At 72.7% G+C, this 18,817-nt stretch carries 17 protein-coding genes; 9 read left to right on the plus strand and 8 right to left on the minus strand.

The window, feature by feature from the left end; genetic code table 11:
* Positions 1-284 precede the first annotated feature (284 nt).
* The 3 genes from ACIBVL_RS35140 (at position 285) to ACIBVL_RS35150 (ending at position 4,652) form a co-directional block, all read left to right on the plus strand.
* Complete coding sequence (locus ACIBVL_RS35140; RefSeq protein ID WP_399104061.1) at positions 285-1,406, plus strand: MFS transporter; 1,122 nt, start codon at positions 285-287, stop codon at positions 1,404-1,406.
* 55 nt (positions 1,407-1,461) lie between these two features.
* Entirely contained in the window at positions 1,462-3,219 is a 1,758-nt protein-coding gene (locus ACIBVL_RS35145; protein ID WP_399103825.1) for a glycoside hydrolase family 35 protein, read from the plus strand.
* A 362-nt stretch (positions 3,220-3,581) separates the two neighbouring features.
* Entirely contained in the window at positions 3,582-4,652 is a 1,071-nt protein-coding gene (locus tag ACIBVL_RS35150; protein ID WP_399103827.1) for a LacI family DNA-binding transcriptional regulator, read from the plus strand.
* Between the two features lie 175 nt (positions 4,653-4,827).
* On the opposite strand, the gene ACIBVL_RS35155 is transcribed toward ACIBVL_RS35150, so the two are convergent.
* Entirely contained in the window at positions 4,828-6,276 is a 1,449-nt protein-coding gene (locus ACIBVL_RS35155) for a hypothetical protein (RefSeq protein WP_399103829.1), read from the minus strand.
* Positions 6,277-6,389: 113 nt separating this feature from the next.
* Here ACIBVL_RS35155 and ACIBVL_RS35160 point away from each other — a divergent pair, with 113 nt between their 5' ends.
* Positions 6,390-7,667: a molybdopterin-dependent oxidoreductase gene (locus ACIBVL_RS35160; RefSeq protein WP_399103831.1), complete on the plus strand. Its 1,278-nt coding sequence runs from the start codon at positions 6,390-6,392 to the stop codon at positions 7,665-7,667.
* A 349-nt stretch (positions 7,668-8,016) separates the two neighbouring features.
* Here ACIBVL_RS35160 and ACIBVL_RS35165 read toward each other — a convergent pair whose 3' ends face one another.
* From ACIBVL_RS35165 to ACIBVL_RS35175, 3 genes are read right to left on the minus strand one after another with little or no spacing between them, the layout of a single operon-like run.
* Positions 8,017-8,796 (minus strand): class I SAM-dependent methyltransferase, encoded by a 780-nt coding sequence (locus ACIBVL_RS35165; protein ID WP_399103833.1) that lies wholly within the window; start codon positions 8,794-8,796, stop codon positions 8,017-8,019.
* Entirely contained in the window at positions 8,793-9,410 is a 618-nt protein-coding gene (locus ACIBVL_RS35170; protein ID WP_399103835.1) for a DUF2064 domain-containing protein, read from the minus strand. The genes ACIBVL_RS35165 and ACIBVL_RS35170 overlap by 4 nt, the downstream gene beginning before the upstream one ends.
* A complete protein-coding gene (locus ACIBVL_RS35175) occupies positions 9,407-10,129 on the minus strand; it encodes a glycosyltransferase family 2 protein (RefSeq protein ID WP_399103837.1) in 723 nt (240 codons plus the stop codon). Before ACIBVL_RS35175 ends, ACIBVL_RS35170 begins: the two co-directional genes overlap by 4 nt.
* 126 nt (positions 10,130-10,255) lie before the next feature.
* Between ACIBVL_RS35175 and ACIBVL_RS35180 the strand changes: the two genes are divergently transcribed.
* Positions 10,256-11,029: a response regulator transcription factor gene (locus tag ACIBVL_RS35180; RefSeq protein WP_399103839.1), complete on the plus strand. Its 774-nt coding sequence runs from the start codon at positions 10,256-10,258 to the stop codon at positions 11,027-11,029.
* A 2-nt stretch (positions 11,030-11,031) separates the two neighbouring features.
* Positions 11,032-12,144, plus strand: a complete 1,113-nt coding sequence (locus tag ACIBVL_RS35185; RefSeq protein ID WP_399103841.1) for a sensor histidine kinase — start codon at positions 11,032-11,034, stop codon at positions 12,142-12,144.
* Positions 12,145-12,175: 31 nt separating this feature from the next.
* Here the strand turns inward: ACIBVL_RS35185 and ACIBVL_RS35190 are convergent, their stop codons facing one another.
* Positions 12,176-13,177 carry an NAD-dependent epimerase/dehydratase family protein gene (locus ACIBVL_RS35190; protein ID WP_399103843.1) on the minus strand — a complete coding sequence of 334 codons (1,002 nt, stop codon included), beginning with the start codon at positions 13,175-13,177 and terminating at the stop codon, positions 12,176-12,178.
* 391 nt (positions 13,178-13,568) lie between these two features.
* Here ACIBVL_RS35190 and ACIBVL_RS35195 point away from each other — a divergent pair, with 391 nt between their 5' ends.
* Complete coding sequence (locus tag ACIBVL_RS35195) at positions 13,569-14,306, plus strand: flavodoxin family protein (protein ID WP_399103845.1); 738 nt, start codon at positions 13,569-13,571, stop codon at positions 14,304-14,306.
* A 63-nt stretch (positions 14,307-14,369) separates the two neighbouring features.
* Here the strand turns inward: ACIBVL_RS35195 and ACIBVL_RS35200 are convergent, their stop codons facing one another.
* The 3 genes from ACIBVL_RS35200 to ACIBVL_RS35210 all read right to left on the minus strand — a co-directional run bounded on the left by ACIBVL_RS35200 (position 14,370) and on the right by ACIBVL_RS35210 (position 17,327).
* Positions 14,370-14,894 (minus strand): DUF4396 domain-containing protein, encoded by a 525-nt coding sequence (locus ACIBVL_RS35200; protein WP_399104063.1) that lies wholly within the window; start codon positions 14,892-14,894, stop codon positions 14,370-14,372.
* A 266-nt stretch (positions 14,895-15,160) separates the two neighbouring features.
* Complete coding sequence (locus ACIBVL_RS35205; protein WP_399103847.1) at positions 15,161-16,801, minus strand: multicopper oxidase family protein; 1,641 nt, start codon at positions 16,799-16,801, stop codon at positions 15,161-15,163.
* 94 nt (positions 16,802-16,895) lie between these two features.
* A complete protein-coding gene (locus ACIBVL_RS35210; protein ID WP_399103849.1) occupies positions 16,896-17,327 on the minus strand; it encodes a DUF6153 family protein in 432 nt (143 codons plus the stop codon).
* A 142-nt stretch (positions 17,328-17,469) separates the two neighbouring features.
* Between ACIBVL_RS35210 and ACIBVL_RS35215 the strand changes: the two genes are divergently transcribed.
* On the plus strand, positions 17,470-17,838 hold the full coding sequence (locus ACIBVL_RS35215) for a BlaI/MecI/CopY family transcriptional regulator (protein ID WP_399103851.1): 369 nt from the start codon (positions 17,470-17,472) through the stop codon (positions 17,836-17,838).
* Positions 17,835-18,743: a M56 family metallopeptidase gene (locus ACIBVL_RS35220; protein WP_399103853.1), complete on the plus strand. Its 909-nt coding sequence runs from the start codon at positions 17,835-17,837 to the stop codon at positions 18,741-18,743. Before ACIBVL_RS35215 ends, ACIBVL_RS35220 begins: the two co-directional genes overlap by 4 nt.
* Positions 18,744-18,817: the final 74 nt, after the last annotated feature.

Genomic DNA, 18,817 nt, shown 5'->3' on the forward strand with positions numbered 1-18,817 from the left:
ACTGACAACGCCCGGGAACGAGGGGGCGGGCGACCGACGCAGACCATCTTGACGCCACTGATGTTACCGGTAACATCGACGCCTGTCGGAGCATCCACCCCTGCCCGCACCGCCGTGGCCCGTCCGCCCCTGGAGCCCGCGTGACCGACCAGCCCACGCAGCGACGGCCTGCCTCGCCGGAGCCGGAATCCCCGGAGGCACCACCCATCACCGGCCGCCCGGCGACGCGCCGCCCCGCCGTCAGCGCGCCCGTCCGCACCACACCCGTCTTCACGACGCCCGCAGTGGTCGCCTCCTGCCTCGGATTCGTCCTGATCGGCGCGCTGCAGGCCCTCTACGGCCCCGCGATCCCGGCCCTGCGCGAGGAGTTCGGGCTCGCCCCGTCCACCGCGGGTCTCGCCCTCAGCGCCCACTTCGTCGGCGGCGTCGCCGGAGTCCTCCTCTTCGACCGCCGGTACGGCCGCAGCGGCAACCGCCGGATCCTCGGCACCTCCTACCTCCTGATGGCCACCGGCGCCGCAGGCTTCGCCCTCGCCCCGAACTGGCCCCTGGCCCTCGCCGCCGCCCTCCTCGCGGGCCTGGGCTTCGGCGGCATCGACTACGGCCTCAACCAGCTCTTCGCCGTGGGCTTCGGCCACCGCTCCACCGCGATGCTCAACATCCTCAACGCCCACTTCGGCATCGGAGCGATCCTCGGCCCGGCCCTGATCGGCGCGGTCGGAGCCGACCACTACCCCGCCCTCTTCCTCGCCTTCGCGCTGGTCGACCTGCCCCTGCTCCTCTGCCTGCGAGGCGTGCGCGACCAGGCCCCGCAACCCCCCGCCGACACGGAAGGACCCAGGCCCGCCGCCCTCGCCCTGCGCTCCGTACTGGCGGTCTTCGTCACCCTCTACGTCCTGCACGTCGGCATCGAGGCAGGCGTGGGCGGCTGGGAGCCCACCCACCTCCAGAGCGTCGGCTACGGCGCCGGCCTCGCCGCCACCGCCACCTCGGTCTACTGGCTGATGATGACCGTCGGCCGCTTCCTGGTCGCCCCCCTCGCCCTGCGCCTCTCGGCCCAGGCGATCATCACCGTCTCCTGCGCGGGCATGACGGCCTGTCTGTTGCTGGCCGCCGTACCGGACCTGGCGCCCTACGCCTACGCCGGCGTAGGCCTCTTCATCGCACCGATCTTCCCGACCGGCCTGCCCTGGCTCCACCGTTCCGCCCCGAGGGCCCGCCGCGCCGGCGCCCTGGTCATCGCCGCGTCGATGGCCGGCGGGGTCGCGGCAGGCCCAGCCCTCGGCAAGGTCATCGAGTGGTCCGGCGTCCGCGCCGTACCCCTCCTCCTGTCCGCGGTCTCGGCGGCCTGCCTGGCGGCGACACTCTGGCTGACCCGGGCCACACGCACGAAGGACGGCCCCTAGCCACCCCCAGGCCCCCAAGCCCCCAAGCCCCCAAGCCCCCAAGAAGGGACCCGCAGTGCCGGCCCTCACCACCACCTCCGACGGCTTCCTCCTCCGCGGAGAACCCTTCCGCATCCTCTCCGGCGCCCTGCACTACTTCCGCGTCCACCCGGACCAGTGGACCGACCGCCTCCGCAAGGCCCGTCTGATGGGCCTGAACACGGTGGAGACGTACATCCCCTGGAACCTCCACGAGCCCCGCCCCGGCACCCTCGACCTCGACGGCCTCCTCGACCTCCCCCGTTTCCTCCGCCTGGCCCAGACGGAGGGCCTGAACGTCCTCCTCCGCCCCGGCCCGTTCATCTGCGCCGAGTGGGACGGCGGCGGCCTCCCCTTCTGGCTGACCACCGACCCCACCATCCGCCTGCGCACCAGCGACCCCCGCTTCACGGACGCCGTCGACCGCTACCTCGACCTCCTCCTCCCTCCCCTCCTGCCCTACATGGCGGCGGCGGGCGGCCCCGTCATCGCCGTACAGGTGGAGAACGAGTACGGCGCGTACGGCGACGACACCGCCTACCTCAAGCACCTGGAGTCCGCCCTGCGTTCCCGAGGCATCGAGGAACTCCTCTTCACCTGCGACCAGGCGGACGGCGACCACCTCACGAACGGCACCCTCCCCGGCGTCCTGGCCACCGCCACCTTCGGCAGTCGAGTCGACCGCTCGCTCGCCCGTCTGCGCGAGGCACAGCCCGAAGGCCCGCTGATGTGCTCGGAGTTCTGGATCGGCTGGTTCGACCACTGGGGCGGCCCGCACCACGGCCGCGACACCGCCGACGCGGCCGCCGACCTTGACCGCCTGCTGTCCGCGGGTGCCTCCGTGAACATCTACATGTTCCACGGCGGCACCAACTTCGGTTACACCAACGGCGCCAACCACCACCACGCCTACGCCCCGACCATCACCTCGTACGACTACGACGCCCCCCTCACCGAGAGCGGCGATCCGGGCCCCAAATACCACGCCTTCCGCGAGGTGATCGCCCGTCATACCACCGTGCCGGACGAGCCGGTGCCTGCGCCCGCAGCCAAACTCCCGTCCATCGAAGTCGAGTTGACCGACCGGCTGTCACTGTTCAGGCGCCTCGGCCACGACGGCACGCGCTCCGTCGATCCGGTCACCGCCGATGAACTGGGCCGGCGCGCCGGATACGTCCTCTACCGAACCCACGTGCCGGCCACGGGAGCCGGCCTGCTCCACTTCGATGGCGGAGTCGGCGACCGTGCCCAGGTCTTCGTGGACGGCGCGCCCGCCGGCGTCCTCGAACGCGAACGCCACGACGAGACGCTGCCCGTCCACGTCCCCCGCCCCGGCGCCGTCCTGGACGTCCTGGTGGAGAACATGGGCCGGGTCAACTACGGCCCCCGCATCGGCGTCCCCAAGGGCCTGCTCGGCCCCGTCACCTTCAACGGCGAGGCGCTGCGGGGCTGGGACTGCCACGCCCTGCCCGTGGACGACGTACCGCCCGAGACCGCCTTCACCCCCGCGAACACGCCCACCGCGGCCGGACCCGCCTTCCACAAGGGCACGTTCGAGGTCGCCGAGCCCGCCGACACCTTCCTCTCCCTCCCCGGCTGGACCAAGGGCCAGGCCTGGATCAACGGCTTCCACCTGGGCCGCTACTGGAACCGCGGCCCCCAGCGCACCCTCTACGTCCCGGCGCCGGTCCTGCGCCCCGGCGTCAACGACCTCGTCCTCCTCGAACTCCACGGCACCACCACCCCCCGCGCCCATCTCACCGACACCCCCGATCTCGGCCCGGCGCCGTCCTGATGCGGCACCACGAACGACCCGACGGCGTGCGTACGCGGGGGAGCGGCCGGTGGCCGACCAGTTCTTCGCGGCCCGCCGCCGGGACCAGGCCCAGGGCCGCCTGCCGCCCGGCGGGCAGGGATCCGTGAAGCGGCTGCCCCCGCAGCCCGAGGCGCGGGTGTACGTGCCGGGGGAGGCTCCGAGCGGGTGTCGCGGAGTGGGTGCCGCGCCGAAGACGGACGCTCGGCCGGGCCTGACCCCGGTCCCCCTCCCCCCTCCGGCCTATCCTGTGGTTCCGCCGGGCCGCGCAGCCCCGGCGGATCCGCGGTCGCGATCAGGACGCCCGCGGACCACCCGAGGCCGAAGGAAGCAGAGCACCCACCATGACCCCAAGCGCCGCCGACGGCCCGGCGACCAAGGGACGCAGCCGACGCAACTTCGCCGGCGCGCGCCCCGTGATGGACGACGTGGCGAAACTGGCGGGCGTCTCCAAGCAGACGGTCTCGCGGGTGCTCAACGACAACCCCGCCGTACGAGCCGAGACCCGCGAGGCGGTCCGGGCGGCCATGCGCACCCTCGGCTACCGCCCCAGCAGCAGCGCCCGCTCCCTGGCCAGCGGCCGCACCCGGATGCTCGGCGTGATCTCCTTCGACGCCGCCCGCTACGGCCCCGCCTCCACCCTGACCGCCATCAACACGGCCGCACAGGAGGCCGGGTACCTGGTGAGCTCGATCGCCCTGGACACGGCCGACAAGGCCACGGTGGTCCAGGCGGCGGACCGGCTGTCGGCGGAGGGAGCGGACGGCGTGATCGCTATCGCGCCCCAGCTGTGGGTGGCTCGCGCACTGGCCGAAGCCCGGCTGGACACCCCCCTGGTCGTCATGGACAACGATCTGGGCGACGGCACCCCCATGGTCACCTCGGACGCCCGCACCGGCGCCCACAAGGCCACCCGGCACCTCCTCTCCCTCGGCCACCTGACCGTCTGGCACGTGGCGGGCCCGGCCGGCTGGACCTCCGCCGACCGCCGCGCGGACAGCTGGCGGGACACCCTCAAGGCGGCCGGCGCCGAGATCCCCGCCCCCCTCACCGGCGACTGGAGCGCCGACTCCGGCTACGACCTGGGCCGCGAACTGGCCAGGAACCCCTCCGTCACCGCGATCTTCGTCTCCAACGACCAGATGGCCCTCGGTGTCCTGCGCGCCCTCCACGAGGCCGGCCGCCCGGTCCCCGACGATGTCAGCGTGGTGGGCTACGACGACATCCCGGAGGCCGCCCACTTCCTCCCTCCGCTGACCACGATCCGCACCGACTTCACCGACATCGGCACCACCTCCCTGCGCATCCTCCTCGACCGCATCGAAGCCTCGACGACCCCGGCCACCCCGGTGCCGCCTCTGACCCTCGTGCCGGTCGAACTCCGCGTCCGCGACAGCACCCGCCGCCGCGACTGACAGGTGCGACGGGCCTGTGCAGGCCAAGGACGGCACGCCCGGGACGTACGGCTTGACCAGGCGGCCGGAACCGAAGCCGCCGTCCAGTTCCCCACTGGGCGTGTCGATGACCGTCGCCGCCCGGGCGGTCAGCCCGCACAGGCGCGTCCCGCCGAAACGGTCGTCGACTCGATCGTCACCAACCGGTCAGCAGCAAGTGATTGAGGAGCAGGGCGATCAGGGCCTGCGCCGCCAGCCAGATACGGGGGCGGGTCAGGAACGCACACGAGGCCAGCAGCCACATGGCGAACGGCAGCCAGATGCGCTCGGTCTCCGCCTTGCTCATCCCGGACAGGTCGGCGATGAGCAGGGCGGCGAGCGTGGCGGCCACGAGCAGGGCGAGGCGGACGGCAGGAGAGACGCCGGTCTCACCCGACCGGGGCACGACGCGCCGGCGCAGGGCGGAGACGACACGGACGGGAGCGCCGTGCCGGTCGGGTGTCCGCACGAGCGGACGAGCGTCGGGGGAAGAACGCGTTCTGAGCCGTGCACGGGCCTCGAGGAGCGTGACGACCGTGCGCCGCAGGCCCGCCACCGTCGCCGGGCCCACGATCAGGACCGTGCAGGCGAGGTCGGCCCACACCCAGTAGCCGTACGGCCGGATGCCGCCCGCCCCCTGGTAGTAGCGCTCGACCAGAAGGCGGTACGCCTCCCACCACTTGAACCCCGCGAGGGTGAACACGACCGGGACGACGGTGACTCCGGCGAGGGCGTAGGGCATGGCCCGGGCCCGTGGGGGGCCGCCGAGCAGCAGGGCGGCACCCGCGATCACGGCGAAGAGGGTGAGCCCGTAGGAGAGGTAGCAGGTGAGGCCGAACAGGAGCCCGGCGGCGAAACCGGTGAGCGGCCGTCGGCGCCCGGTGACCGCGAGGGCGAGGAAGGCGATCGTCCAGGCGGCGACCGCCGCGAAGTAACCGTCCGCGGACGTCCCCATCCACACCGCGGCCGGCGCCATCACCAGGAACGGCGCCGCCCGGCGCGCGAGGGCCTCGTCCGCGAGCGCCCGCACGGCGACCAGCACCGCCACGCACGCGGACGCACCGAGGGTGATGCAGAAGACCCCGGCCCAGCCCCCGCCGCCGAGGCCGACCCGGTCGAGCAGCACGAACGTGACCGTCGCCGCAGGCGGGTGGCCCGCCACATGCGCGGGCCAGTTGTCGGGAGAGTGCAGCAGAATGTGGTCGGTGAAGTCCCGCAGCGTCGCGGGGATGTCCTGGAAGCGGTCGATGACCTGCAGGTACTCGTACCTGGTCGTGAGCCGGACCGCGATCCCGCGCTGCCAGCCGTCGATCAGCGCCAGTGACCACGTCCAGGCCATGGCCGCACCCCAGGCGGCGCCCAGCAGCGCGCGCCACGGGAGCCGGGCGGCCACTCGCGGGCCGTACGCCACGACGGTGACCGCGACGACGAGGGCCGCCGGGGTGCCGGGGCCGACGTGGGGGTCCCAATGGGCGTAGAGGGGAGGCCAGCCCACGTGCAGGGTGCCGTGCTCCCGCTCGATCGCGGTGCCGACCAGCGCGGCCGTCGCGACGAGCAGCGCGGCGGCCGCGGTCGCGTACAGGTCTCGGAGAAGATCACGGGTCACGGGGGAACGCTAGGCCGCGCGAACCGTGCCGAGGCCGCCGCGCGTGCGGACGTCAGCGTTTCGTCATGTGTCGAAGGCCCCTTTCCGCGGCCGCGGGCGCCTACGGTCGGCGCATGTCACGGTTGCACACCCCGCCCGCCTCGCCCTCGTCCCCCGGTTTCTGGCGTAGCCCCGTACGCGGACCCTGGTTCACCTCCGTGCTCGGTCTCGTACTGCTCGGCGGGATCACCGTGCTGTTCGTGACGGGGCTGCTGTCGTACGCCGCCTACAATCCGGGCCTCGCGCCGGTGAACGACAAGACCCCTGACAAGGGCCTCCTCGGCTTCTACCTCTTCGCCTGGCCGACGCGTCCGCACTGGCTGTACCGCCTCACCCAGGGCGTCCACGTCACGCTCGGCATCACGCTCGTCCCCGTCCTGCTGGCCAAGCTGTGGTCGGTGGTGCCGAAGCTGTTCGCGCTGCCGCCTGCCCGGTCGCTCGCGCACGCCCTGGAGCGGATCTCCCTGCTGCTCCTCGTCGGCGGTGTGCTCTTCGAGTTCGTGACGGGTGTGCTCAACGTCCAGCTGGACTACGTGTTCCCCGGCTCCTTCTACCCGCTGCACTTCTACGGAGCCTGGGTGTTCTTCGCCGCGTTCGTGGCGCACGTGGTGCTGCGGGCACCGGCCGCCGTCCGCAATGTGCGTCGCATGCGGGCGGGGAAGGGCCCCGAGGAGGAGACGGGCGGGGAGCCGGACTTCCCCCTGGTCTCCCCGCGACCCGCCGAGCCCACCGTGTCGCGGCGCGGTGCGCTGTGGCTGGTCGGGGGCGGTTCGCTGCTGCTGTTCGGGACCACGGCCGGGCAGAGCTTCGACGGTCCGCTGCGGCGCACGGCCCTCCTCGCGCCGCACGGTGCCGCCGATCCGGGCAGTGGCCCCGGTGGCTTCCAGATCAACAAGACGGCCGCCTACCGGGGGATCAGCGCGCGGGAGACGAGCGACGACGTGTGGCGGCTGGTCGTCACCGGGCCGACCGGGACCCTCCGGCTGAGCCGCGCCGAACTGCTCGCCCTGCCGCTGCGCAGTTCGGCGTTGCCCATCGCCTGTGTGGAGGGGTGGTCCACCGGCGACCAGTGGTGGCGGGGCGTGCGGCTGCGGGACCTCGCCGCGCTGGTCGGGTACGACGCGGACGCGGCCCCCGACGTCCTGGTGGAGTCCCTCCAGCGACGAGGCGCCTTCCGGGAGGCCGCCCTGCGGTCCAACCAAGTGCGTGACCCACGCTCGCTGCTCGCCCTGGACGTCAACGGCGAGACGCTGACCCCCGACCATGGCTACCCGGCCCGGATCATCGTGCCCGCGGCGCCCGGCGTGCTCAACACCAAGTGGGTGGCCCGGATGACGTTCGGAGACCTGTGATGCGCAGACTGTTCCCTCCGCTGGGAAGCCCCCTGCAGATCGTGCTCCTGGCCTGCTCATTCGCGCTCGCGGGCTACGCGGGCCTGCGGCTGCTGGCCGGGGACCCGCTCGGGGTGACGCTGTGGTTCGTGGGCGCGGCCGTGCTCCACGACCTGGTGTTCCTGCCGCTGTACGCGGCCGTGGACCGGGCCGTCACCGGTGTGCTCGGTGCCGGCGGCCGCCGGGTGGGGGCACCGCCCACGCCCTCAAGGCAGCGGGGGAGGACCCTGTACGTCCGGGTGCCGGCGGCCCTGTCCGGGCTCCTGTTGCTGGTGTGGTTCCCGCTGATCAGCGGCCGGGTCGCGGACGGCTACGAGTCGGCCACCGGCCTCTCCGCGGACGGCTTCCCGGCCCGTTGGCTGCTGATCACCGCCGTTCTGTTCGGCGCCTCCGCCCTGGTGCTGGTGCTGCGGCTGCGCAGCGAGACGAAGCAGCGGCCACCGGCCGACCACTGATCGATGGTGCGCCAGCCCAGCGGGCGGGCGTACCGCAGCAGCGCGGGGGTGCCGAGCCGGGCCCAGGGGAACGGGGCGCCGGAGGCGCCTTGAGGGTCGGTGCCGCGCACGATATGGACGTGGATGCGTTCGTCCACGTCGGCCTGTGCCGCTTCGGCGATCAACAGTCCGCCGGGCACCAGCAGTTGGGCCAGTCTGCGGAGCAGGGCGCGCGGGTCGCCGCCGATGCCGAGGTTCTCGTCCAGCAGCAGGGCGGTGTCCCAGCGGCCCTCGCCGGGCAGGGGTTCGAAGACCGAGCGCCACAGGGCCGGCCCGCCGAGCCTCAGGGTGTGGGCGACGGCTGCCTCGCTGACGTCGATGCCGAGTGCGGTCCGGCCGCGGGCGGCGAGTTCCGTGACCAGCCGTCCGGGCCCGCACCCGACGTCGAGGACGGCACCCTCACAACGGTCCAGGACCTGCCGGTCCACCAGGTCGGCCCGTGCGCACCACCGCTCGACGTCCAGCGGCAGCAGCCAGCCGTCGCTGCGGCGCAGGAAGAGGGGGCCGTGGCCGGCCCGGAGGGCGTCGGCGTAGGGGTCGGCGGACCAGTTGTGCCCGGCGGTGTCCCGCGCCATCACCTCATGCGCCGTGCTCATCGGCGGCCGGCCGTCCGCAGCCGGGCCAGTTCCGCCGCGAAGCAGCCGTGCGGCGCCGCGGCGGCGACCGCTTCGGCGTCGGCGAACGTGTCCACGTCCCGCAAGGGCGGCAGATCGCGTACTCGCAGACCCGCGGCGATCAGCCGGTCGCGCTGGACGGCGCCGGTGGTGGGCGTCGACATCGGGACACCGCGCAGCAGCCCGGGGTCCGGGTCGGCCAGCCCGAGCGCCCAGAAGCCGCCGTCCTCGGCCGGTCCGAAGCAGGCGCCGTACCCGTCGAGGTCGACGGCGAGGAGGTGCGGGGTGACCTGCGGTGTGTCCATCCCGATCAGCAGGGCCGGGCCGTCGCAGTCGGCGAAGGCCGCGGCCAGCCGCTCGTCCAGGCCGCCCGCGCACTGCGGTACGACGTCGAAGCCGGGCGGCAGCCATGGCCCGGTGTCCCCGTCGAGGACCAGGACCCGGCGGCGGGCGGGGGCGGCGGCCACCGCACGCAGGGTGTCGGTGAGCGCCGCCTCGGCGAGCACCGCCGCTTCCTCGGGCGTGAACGGCGGTGTGAGGCGGGTCTTCACCAGCCCTGGCCTCGGTTCCTTGGCGATGACGAGCAGGGTGGTCATCGGCGGGTGCCTCCTTCCGCCTGTGCCTCGGCCGCCTCGGGTGCGACGGGCGCTTCGGCCAGGACACGGCTCATGTCCCGTACCGCCTGCCAGGTGCCGCGCCAGGTCCCGGTCACCTTCGAGGCGCCGGAGCGCGGCAGGTACGGGACGTCGTGCTCGGTGACGCGCCAGCCTTCGTCGGCGGCGCGCACGACCATCTGCAAGGGGTAGCCGCTTCGCCGGTCGGTCAGGCTGAGGCCGAGCAGTGCCTCGCGGCGTGCGGCCCGCAGCGGACCGAGGTCGTGCAGCCGCAGGCCGGTGCGGCGGCGCAGCATCAGGGAGAGCGCGAGGTTGCCGGCTCGGGCGTGTACGGGCCAGGCGCCCCGGCCCTGCGGTCGGCGCCGCCCGAGCACCAAGTCGGCTCTGTCGCCCCGCACTTCGTCCACGAACGGCATGAGGAGGGCCGGGTCGAGCGAGGCGTCGCAGTCGCAGAAGCACACGATGTCGGCCGTGGCGGCGGTCAGCCCCGCATGGCAGGCGGCGCCGAAGCCGCGGCGGGGCTCGTGAAGGACGGAGGCGCCGAGGTCGCGGGCGATGTCGGCCGAGCCGTCGGTGGACCCGTTGTCCACGACGAGGGCACGCCAGCCATGAGGGATGCGGTCGAGCACCCAGGGCAGGGCTTCGGCCTCGTTCAGACAGGGGAGGACGACATCGACGTCCTCGGGTGCGGAAGAGGTCATCACGGTTCTCACCCTACGAACGCAAATAGTGCATATCGGACTTCGGGTCCTTACGAAACGCGGACGGCAGCGCCTGCGGACCGCTGGAGGGCGACGCGGAAACGCGTGCGGTGCGAGGCTGGCCGTATGGAACACCACCCGTACGAGCCGACGGCGGACGCCTTCGTCGGCAGGGGGGCCGGGGATGCCCGCGTCCTCGTCGTCGACGACGACCCCACGGTCGCGGAGGTCGTCTCGAGCTACCTCGATCGCGCCGGGTACGTCGTGGACCGGGCCGGGGACGGCCCGGCCGCACTCGCCAGCGCCGCCGCGAACTGGCCGGACCTGGTCGTACTCGATCTGATGCTGCCCGGCATGGACGGCCTGGAAGTGTGCCGCCGGATGCGTGGCCGCGGCCCCGTCCCGGTCATCATGCTCACCGCCCGCGGCGACGAGGACGACCGCATCATGGGCCTGGAGGTGGGCGCCGACGACTACGTCACCAAGCCGTTCAGCCCCCGCGAGCTGGTACTGCGAGTGGAGTCCGTGCTGCGCCGCACCCGGCCCCCCGCGGGCACGCGTTCCCTGAGCACTGCCGGACTCACCGTCGACCCGGCCGCCCGCCGCGCCGCCAAGAACGGCGCCGAACTCGCCCTCACCCTGCGTGAGTTCGACCTGCTCGCGTTCTTCCTGCGGCATCCGGGCCGGGCGTACAGCCGCGAGGACCTGATGCGGGAGGTGTGGGGCTGGGACTTCGGCGACCTGTCGACCGTCACGGTCCACGTCCGGCGGCTGCGCAACAAGGTCGAGGACGATCCCGCCCGGCCCCGGTTGATCCAGACGGTGTGGGGTGTGGGGTACCGCTTCGATCCGGCCGACGCTTCCGGCTCCTCCGGTCATTCCGGCGCAGGCGAGGAGTGATCATGCGCGACACCCTCCTCATCGCCCTGTTCGCCTTCCTCGGCGCCGGCGTGGCCGGTCTGCTCGGCGCGGGGGCACTGAGGCTGCTGCGCCGCCGCTCCCTGACCGCCTCACTCACCGTGGTGGCCGCCGTCGCCGTGACCGCCATGCTCGCGGGCACACTGGCCGTGGCACAGGCGATGTTCCTGTCCCGCCACGACCTCTCCGTCGTGACGACGGTGGTCGCGATGGCGGCCGTCGTCTCCCTCGGCACCGCGTTGGTGCTGGGCCGCTGGGTGGTCGCCCGCAGCCGCGAACTCACCCTCGCCGCCCGCTCCTTCGGCGACGGCGGTGACTTCACCGCGCCCCACGGCCCGGCCACCGCCGAACTCGCCGCACTCAGCCGCGAACTGGAGGCCACCAGCACGAGACTCGCCGAGTCCCGGGAGCGCGAGCGCGCCCTGGAGTCCTCCCGCCGCGAACTCGTCGCCTGGATCTCGCACGACCTGCGCACTCCGCTCGCGGGTCTGCGCGCGATGTCCGAGGCGCTGGAGGACGGCGTCGCCAGCGACCCCGGCCGCTACCTGCGCCAGATCCGCACCGAGGTCGAACGCCTCAACGACATGGTCGGCGACCTCTTCGAACTCTCCCGCATCCACGCCGGCACCCTGGCCCTGTCGCCCTCCCGGATCTCCGTCTACGACCTGGTCGGCGATGCCCTCGCCGGGGTGTATCCACTGGCCCACGAGTACGGCGTGCGACTCGTCGGAGGCCACGTCGAGCCCCTGCCGGTGGAGGTGGACGGCAAGGAGATGAGCCGCGTACTGGGAAACCTCCTGGTCAACGCGATCCGGCGCACTCCCGCCGACGGCACCGTCATGGTCGCCGCCGAACGCTCGCCGGACGGTGTGGTGCTGTCCGTGTCGGACAGCTGCGGCGGCATCCCCGAAGAGGACCTGCCCCGCGTCTTCGACACCGGCTGGCGCGGCACCCACGCCCGGACGCCTCCAGCGGGCGCCGGGCTCGGTCTCGCCATCGTCCGCGGCATCGTCGAGGCCCATCAGGGCCGGGCCACCGTACGCAACATCCCCGGTGGCTGCCGCTTCGAGGTGGTGCTGCCCGCGGCAGCTTCATGAACGCGGGCAGCACCACCGGTCCACCGCGGTCCTACGCGCCACGCATCCCGGCCAGCGCGAACTCCCGCATGCCCTCCGCGAAGCCGGTCTCCGGCTTCCACCCCAGCTCCGCCCGCAGCCGGGACGAGTCCGCCGTGATGTGCCGCACGTCCCCCAGCCGGTACTCGCCGGTCACGACCGGCTCCGGTCCGCCGTAGGCGGCGGCCAGCGTCCGTGCCATCTCCGCGACCGTGTGCGGCTCGCCGCTGCCCGTGTTGTACGCGGTGAGTACGCCGACGGCCGCATCCACCTCCAGCGCGGTGGCGTTGGCCGTCGCCACGTCCCGTACGTGCACGAAGTCCCGCCGCTGCCGGCCGTCCTCGAAGACGCGCGGCGCCTCACCCCGGGCGAGCGCCGAACGGAAGAAGGAGGCGACCCCGGCATACGGGGTGTCCCGTGGCATCCGGGGGCCGTACACGTTGTGGTAGCGCAACGACACCGCCACCCCGCCCGTCACCCGTGCCCACGCGGCCGCCAGATGCTCCTGGGCGAGCTTGGTGGTGGCGTACACGTTGCGCGGGTCCACCGGCGCGTCCTCGCCGACCAGCCCCGGCGACACCTCCTCCGCGCACACCGGACACCGCGGCTCGAAACGCCCGGCCTCCAGGTCGGTGACGGCCCGAGGCCCCGGACGCACCACCCCGTGCCGGACGCAGGTGTACCGGCCCTCCCCGTAGACCACCATCGACCCGGCCAGCACCAGCCGCCGTACGCCCTTCTCGGCCATGACCGTGAGCAGCACGGCGGTGCCGAGGTCGTTGCGGGAGACGTACTCCGCCGCATCGGCGAATCCGGTCCCCAGCCCGACCATCGCCGCCTGATGGCACACGGCGTCCACCCCGGACAGGGCGCGGGCCACGGCCTCCGGGTCCCGCACGTCCGCGTCCGGGTCCTCACGTACGTCGAACACGACGGGCTCGTGCCCGCGCGCCTCAAGCGCCTCGACGACATGGGACCCGATGAACCCGGCGCCGCCGGTGACCAGTACACGCATGCGCCCACGGTAGGGCGGCGCACCCGCCGTACCCGGGGCCGCACCCACCACGTCACGAGTTCGTAAGACGACGCGTCGCCGTCCGCACGGCCGCCCCTGGGGTCGCCCGTGCCGGATCCTGCCGCGCAGCGGGCGGCCGGTCATGTCGAAGACGCTTCTGCCGGGTCGGGGCAGGGCCGGGTGCGTGGTGTCAGGACCGACCCGCCCCCTCGGACAGTCGCCGCCCGCGCACTACGAGCCGTCGGGCGCCCCTGGAACCCACCGTGTGGCGGTGCGTCGCAACGGGACAGCGCCCGGTTTCCGCGAGACGCTGCCGCCGGGGCGGTACGGAGCGTTGCCTCCCCCGCCCCTCGACCCGTTCCGCTCTCCTCGGGAACCTCCGGAGTCCGCCATGGCAGCACCGCCCGCCCCGTCCGCCGACGACGCTTATCGCTTCGACGACCTGCGCGCGCTCTTCATCAACTGCACGCTCAAGCCGTCCCCGCAGCTCAGTCATACCCAGGGACTCATCGACAAGAGCCGGGCGATCATGGACGGGCGTGGGGTGACCACGGAACTCGTCCGCGCGGTCGACCAGGACATCGCGCCGGGCGTCTACCCGGACATGACCGAACACGGCTTCGCCACGGACGCCTGGCCCGCGCTGTACGAGCAGGTGATGGCCGCGGACATCCTGGTCCTGGCCGGGCCCATCTGGCTGGGCGACAACAGCTCGGTCACCAAGCAGGTCATCGAGCGCCTGTACAGCTGTTCGAGCCTGCTCAACCCCCTGGGGCAGTACGCCTACTACGGACGGGTCGGAGGGTGTCTGATCACCGGCAACGAGGACGGCGTCAAGCACTGCGCCATGAACGTCCTCTACAGCCTGCAGCACCTCGGCTACACCATCCCGCCACAGGCGGACGCCGGCTGGATCGGCGCCGCGGGTCCCGGCCCCTCGTACCTGGACCCCGATTCGGGCGGCCCCGAGAACGACTTCACCAACCGCAACACCAACTTCATGACCTGGAACCTGATGCACCTGGCGGCCATGCTCAAACGGGCCGGCGGCGTACCGGCCCACGGCAACCAGCGCACGGAATGGGACGCCGGCTGCCGGCCGGGGGCGGACAACCCCGAACACCGCTGATCGCCTGAGGCGCCCCATGGTCTCGGGGTGCCCCAGGCGCGTTTGTGCCGGTCCGGCCGATGGTCAGTGGTAGGTGTGGACGACCGCGTGGCCCTTGCCGCGGCCGATCATCCACTTGTTGACCGGGGTGGTGATCAGGAAGGCGACCGCGAAGCCGCCGAGCAGAGCAGACCAGAACAGCCCGTCGGAGAGGTGGGCGTCCATCGCGCCGGGGGTGATGGCGATGATGGCGTTGTCGACCAGCTCCATCACGGCGATGGAGACGGTGTCGGCGGCGAGCGCGACCTTGATCGCGGTCCTGAGGTCCAAGCCGGCCCGGCGCACCGCGAACAGCGTGAACGAGTAGCCGAAGACGAATGCCAGCGCGATCGCCAGGACCATGGTGGCCAGGTTGCCCCACAGCAGGGCGGTGCCGATGACCATGCCGACTATCTCACCGATGGCGCAGCCGGTGAGGCAGTGCACCGTCGCCTTCGCGGCCGTTCCCCACGAGGCCCCCGCCTGCCCGCCGTGCTGTGCGTGACCCTGCCGGCCCTCGTGGGCGGCGTGGTTGTGTGCGGTGCCGGTGTGATGGGCGGTGTGGTCCATGACCTCTTCCTCCTTCGCCTCCGGTGTGGCTCGGGTCCCGAGCTCCACGGTCATGAACAATATACCCCCCTGGGGTATTCCGCAGGTGGTATTCCGCAGGAGCGCTGAAACCGCCGGCGGAGCCGGACTCGATGCCCCGGCGCTCTTCACCGCGGTCCTCACGAGCGCACCCGACGAGCCTCTCGGCCGCGCCGCCCCGGCAGCGCTCGGTCACCACGGCCCGGGGCGGGACCCCTGAGTCCCGCCCCGGACCGGGTGCCGGAGGCTCAGGCTCCGTAGGCCACGAGCGCCATCATCCCGGCCTCGCCGTGGTAGGCGTTGTGGCAGTGCAGCATCCACTGGCCGGGGTTGTCCGCGTCGAAGACGACGGACACCTTCTTCCGGGGCAGCACGATGGCAGTGTCCTTGCGCGGGCCGGTGCTGCCGAGCTGGTAGGTGTGGCCGTGCAGGTGCATCGGGTGCCACATGTCGGTGGTGTTGACGAAGTCGAACCGGACGCGCTGGCCCTCCTCGACGAGCAGCGGGTCCGCCGTCGGGTCGGCCATGTCGTACCGCTTGCCGTTGACGGCCCAGTCGTACTTGTCCATGCTGCCGGTCAGTTCGATGCGGTGGACGCGGTCGGCCCTCTTCGTGTCCAGGCGCACCTCGTCGGCGGCGCGCAGCTGCGAGGCGGTCACGATCCGGCCGTCCAGTTCGGCCGGTCGTACGGTCGGCTTCGGGGTGCTTCCCGATCCGGTGCGCACCAGGGCCATGCCGGCGGCGTTCTTGCCCTCGGCGAGCGCGACGAGCGGGAAGACCCCGTCCCCGAGGGTGACCAGGACGTCGTATCGCTCGCCCATGCCGATGAGCAGCGCGTCGGTCTGCTGGTGCCCCACGGGGAAGCCGTCGGTGTGGGTGATGGTCAGCTTGTGGCCGCCGAGCGCCACCCGGTAGGCGGTGTCGCCGCCCGCGTTGATGATCCGCAGGCGGACGCGCCTGCCCGGCTTGCCGGAGTAGACGGCCGGGTCGGCCGGCACTCGCCCGTTGACGAGGTGGTACGGGTACTTCACGTCCCCCGCGTCGCCGCCGAGCAACCGGCTGGTGGCACCCATGAGCATGAACCGCATCGACATGCCATGCCCGGAGGACGAGGACGGCGAGGCCGCCGTCCCGTCCATGCCGGGGCCACCCATGTCCATCCCGTCCATGTCCCCCATGTCGTGACCGGACGAGCCGGCCGAACCGGAGGGGGGCGATGCGTCGCCGGAACCGCTCATGTCCATACCGCCCATGCCGTGCCTGAGCTCGGCGAAGGCTTCGTCGGGGGTGCCGGTCACGCCGTCGAGCCAGTCGTCGAGTACGACGACCCATTCCTCGTCGTACGACAGCGGTTCCTTGGGATCCTCGACGATCAGCGGGGCGTACAGGCCGCGGTCGAGCTGGACTCCGACGTGCGGGTGGAGGAAGTACGTGCCGGGTGTGTCGGCGATGAAGCGGTACGTGAAGTCGGACCCGGCTCGCACCGCGGTCTGGGTGACCGGCGGTACGCCGTCCATGTCGCCGCGCAGCGCGATGCCGTGCCAGTGGACGGAAGTCGTCGTACCGCCGGGAAGGTGGTTGGACAGCACGGCGGCGAGGGTGTCGCCCGCGGAGACACGGATCTCCTTGCCAGGAGCCTGGCCGCTGAAGGCCCAGGACTTCGCCATGGTGCCGCCGCCCAGATCGAGCATGGCGGGAGCGGCGGTCAGCTGGAGACGGCGCACCGTGCCCGTGCTGGTCCGCTCCTTCTCCGTGCGGGCGACCCGGGAACCGGACGGGCTGAGGAGGGAGGGTTTGCCGGAGACGTCGTCGCTGCAGGCGGCGAGCAGGCCGGAACCTGCCGCGCCCAGTCCGGCGAGCAGGACGGAGCGACGGTCGATGCTTTTCACGAAGGGTCCTCTTCTTGATGCGCGATAGGCGTTCGGGGCGGTCCGGACACGGTTCGCCGACGTCACGGGGACGCGGGAAGCCGTGGGACGCGGCCTATATGCGCAGTTGGGAGAGGAGAGACAGATCGGGCGGCGCACGATTCACGGAGCGCGCGATGCCCACCACCGAGAGCGCCGCGATCAGGGGCGGGAGGGGCGGGGCGGCGGACTCACGCGGTGCGGTGAGCTGTACGGCGTTGACGCCGGCGGCCGTGCAGAGCTGCATGGCCATGGAAGGGCAGGCGGCGCCGTCGGCATCAGGTGCCGCGACACCGGCTGCCGGTGAGCCTGTGTGGGGGTGGGCGGCAGCAGCCGCGACAGGTCCGGACATGGTGTGCGGTGCGGCCGCCGACATCGTCGTGACCGGCGAGTCGAAGAGTCCGTGGTGGAGCAGTACGGCGACCACGGCGCACAGCGTGACGAGCAGGCCGCGAGCCCAGAGCGCGGCACCGCCGGTCCGGGGCCAAGGCGATTCTCGTACCGTCATCGGGAGCGTCCGTTTTCCCTGCGATCGCGGGTGGCCAGTATACCCCGTACGGGTATCTCCGGTCGGCTGGAACGGCCGCCCGTCTACGATGAGCGTTCACTGGCTGGAGGGCTGCCACCCTTCGGCAAAGAGAGGAGTGGCCGTGCGTCAGCTGGGTGAGCTGGAGGCGGAGATCATGCACCGTCTGTGGGCCTGGGGACGTCCGGCGACCGCGCGCGACCTGCTGACGGACATCAACAAGCAGCGGCCGCTGGCCTACAGCACCGTCAAGACCGTGGCCGACATCCTGCACCACAAGGGCATGCTCAAGCGGCACAAGGAGGCCAGAGCCTGGGTGTACGAGCCCACCTGCACCCGGCAGCAGTACACCGCCGCGCTGATGCAGCAGGCCCTCGGCGGCAACCCGGACCCGGCCGGGACTCTGGTCAGCTTCGTGGAACAGATGACGCCCGACGAGGCGGACGCCCTCCGCTCGGCGCTCCGAGCGGTCAAGAGGCGGAGCACGGCATGAGCACAGCCGTGATCCTTGCCGGATACGCCGTCGTGGTGGGCGCCCTCGTGCCGTCCCTGCTGTCCCGAGCGGCGTGGGGGCACCGCGCTCCGGTCCTCGCGGTCCTCGCATGGCAGGGCCTCATGGTCACGTTCGTCTTCACCGCCACGCTCGCGGCGTACCACCTGCTCGTCGCCGATCACCACGCGCACGGCGGGCTCGTCGGGCTCCTCGGCGCCTGCGGTCTCGCTTTCGGCGCCCCGCTGTCGGGACCGGCGCCGTCCCTTCCCCAGGCCCTGGCGCTCGCCGGGCCCGCCACGATCCTGCTGCTGCCGCTGGGCCGGCTCGTCACCGGTGCCTGGCAGGCGCGCCGGGCACGACAGCGCCACCTCGACCTGCTCGCCCTCGTGGGCGACCCGGCGCCCGAGTACGGCGCCACCGTCGTCGACCATGTGACCCCCGCCGTCTACTGCCTGCCCGGCCGCCGCTGCCGAGTCGTCATCACGCGAGGCGCGCTGGACGCCCTGTCCGAGGAACAGCTGCGGGCCGTCCTGGAGCACGAGCGCGCGCACATCGACGGCAGGCACCACCTGCTCCACCTGCTGACTGACGCGTTCTCCCGGGCCTTCCCCGGTCTGCCGCTGGCGCGTCACGCCAAGGAGCAGACGGCGCTGCTGGTGGAGATGATCGCGGATGACCACGCCCTGCGGTTCCATCCGCGGGACGCGCTGGCGACCGCGATGTGCGAGGTGGCAGCGGGTCGGGTGCCGCCGGTGGCCCTGGGGGCCGGCGGGGCGGGTGCCCTGATCAGGCTCCGGCGTGTGCTCACGCCACAGCCCCGGCCGCACCGCGCGACCTGGCTGGGCGTGGCCGCGGCCACGGTCGTGGCGCCGCTGCTTCCGCTCCTGGTGGCCTGCGGGCCCTGATCCGGCGTAGCGGTTGTTCGCCGCCCGTACACCCCTTCGCTGCCCGGCCGTTGTTCGCGAAGGACAACGGCCGG

This window comes from Streptomyces sp. NPDC049687 (assembly GCF_044465285.1).
Taxonomy (GTDB): Bacteria; Actinomycetota; Actinomycetes; order Streptomycetales; family Streptomycetaceae; genus Streptomyces.

Coding starts and splice junctions, on each gene's coding strand:
- ACIBVL_RS35150 (WP_399103827.1), top strand. CDS start 3,582: ATGACCCCAAGCGCCGCCGACGGCCCGGCGACCAAGGGACGCAGCCGA.
- ACIBVL_RS35160 (WP_399103831.1), top strand. CDS start 6,390: ATGTCACGGTTGCACACCCCGCCCGCCTCGCCCTCGTCCCCCGGTTTC.
- ACIBVL_RS35165 (WP_399103833.1), bottom strand. CDS start 8,796: ATGAGCACGGCGCATGAGGTGATGGCGCGGGACACCGCCGGGCACAAC.
- ACIBVL_RS35170 (WP_399103835.1), bottom strand. CDS start 9,410: ATGACCACCCTGCTCGTCATCGCCAAGGAACCGAGGCCAGGGCTGGTG.
- ACIBVL_RS35175 (WP_399103837.1), bottom strand. CDS start 10,129: ATGACCTCTTCCGCACCCGAGGACGTCGATGTCGTCCTCCCCTGTCTG.
- ACIBVL_RS35180 (WP_399103839.1), top strand. CDS start 10,256: ATGGAACACCACCCGTACGAGCCGACGGCGGACGCCTTCGTCGGCAGG.
- ACIBVL_RS35185 (WP_399103841.1), top strand. CDS start 11,032: ATGCGCGACACCCTCCTCATCGCCCTGTTCGCCTTCCTCGGCGCCGGC.
- ACIBVL_RS35190 (WP_399103843.1), bottom strand. CDS start 13,177: ATGCGTGTACTGGTCACCGGCGGCGCCGGGTTCATCGGGTCCCATGTC.
- ACIBVL_RS35195 (WP_399103845.1), top strand. CDS start 13,569: ATGGCAGCACCGCCCGCCCCGTCCGCCGACGACGCTTATCGCTTCGAC.
- ACIBVL_RS35200 (WP_399104063.1), bottom strand. CDS start 14,894: ATGGACCACACCGCCCATCACACCGGCACCGCACACAACCACGCCGCC.
- ACIBVL_RS35210 (WP_399103849.1), bottom strand. CDS start 17,327: ATGACGGTACGAGAATCGCCTTGGCCCCGGACCGGCGGTGCCGCGCTC.
- ACIBVL_RS35220 (WP_399103853.1), top strand. CDS start 17,835: ATGAGCACAGCCGTGATCCTTGCCGGATACGCCGTCGTGGTGGGCGCC.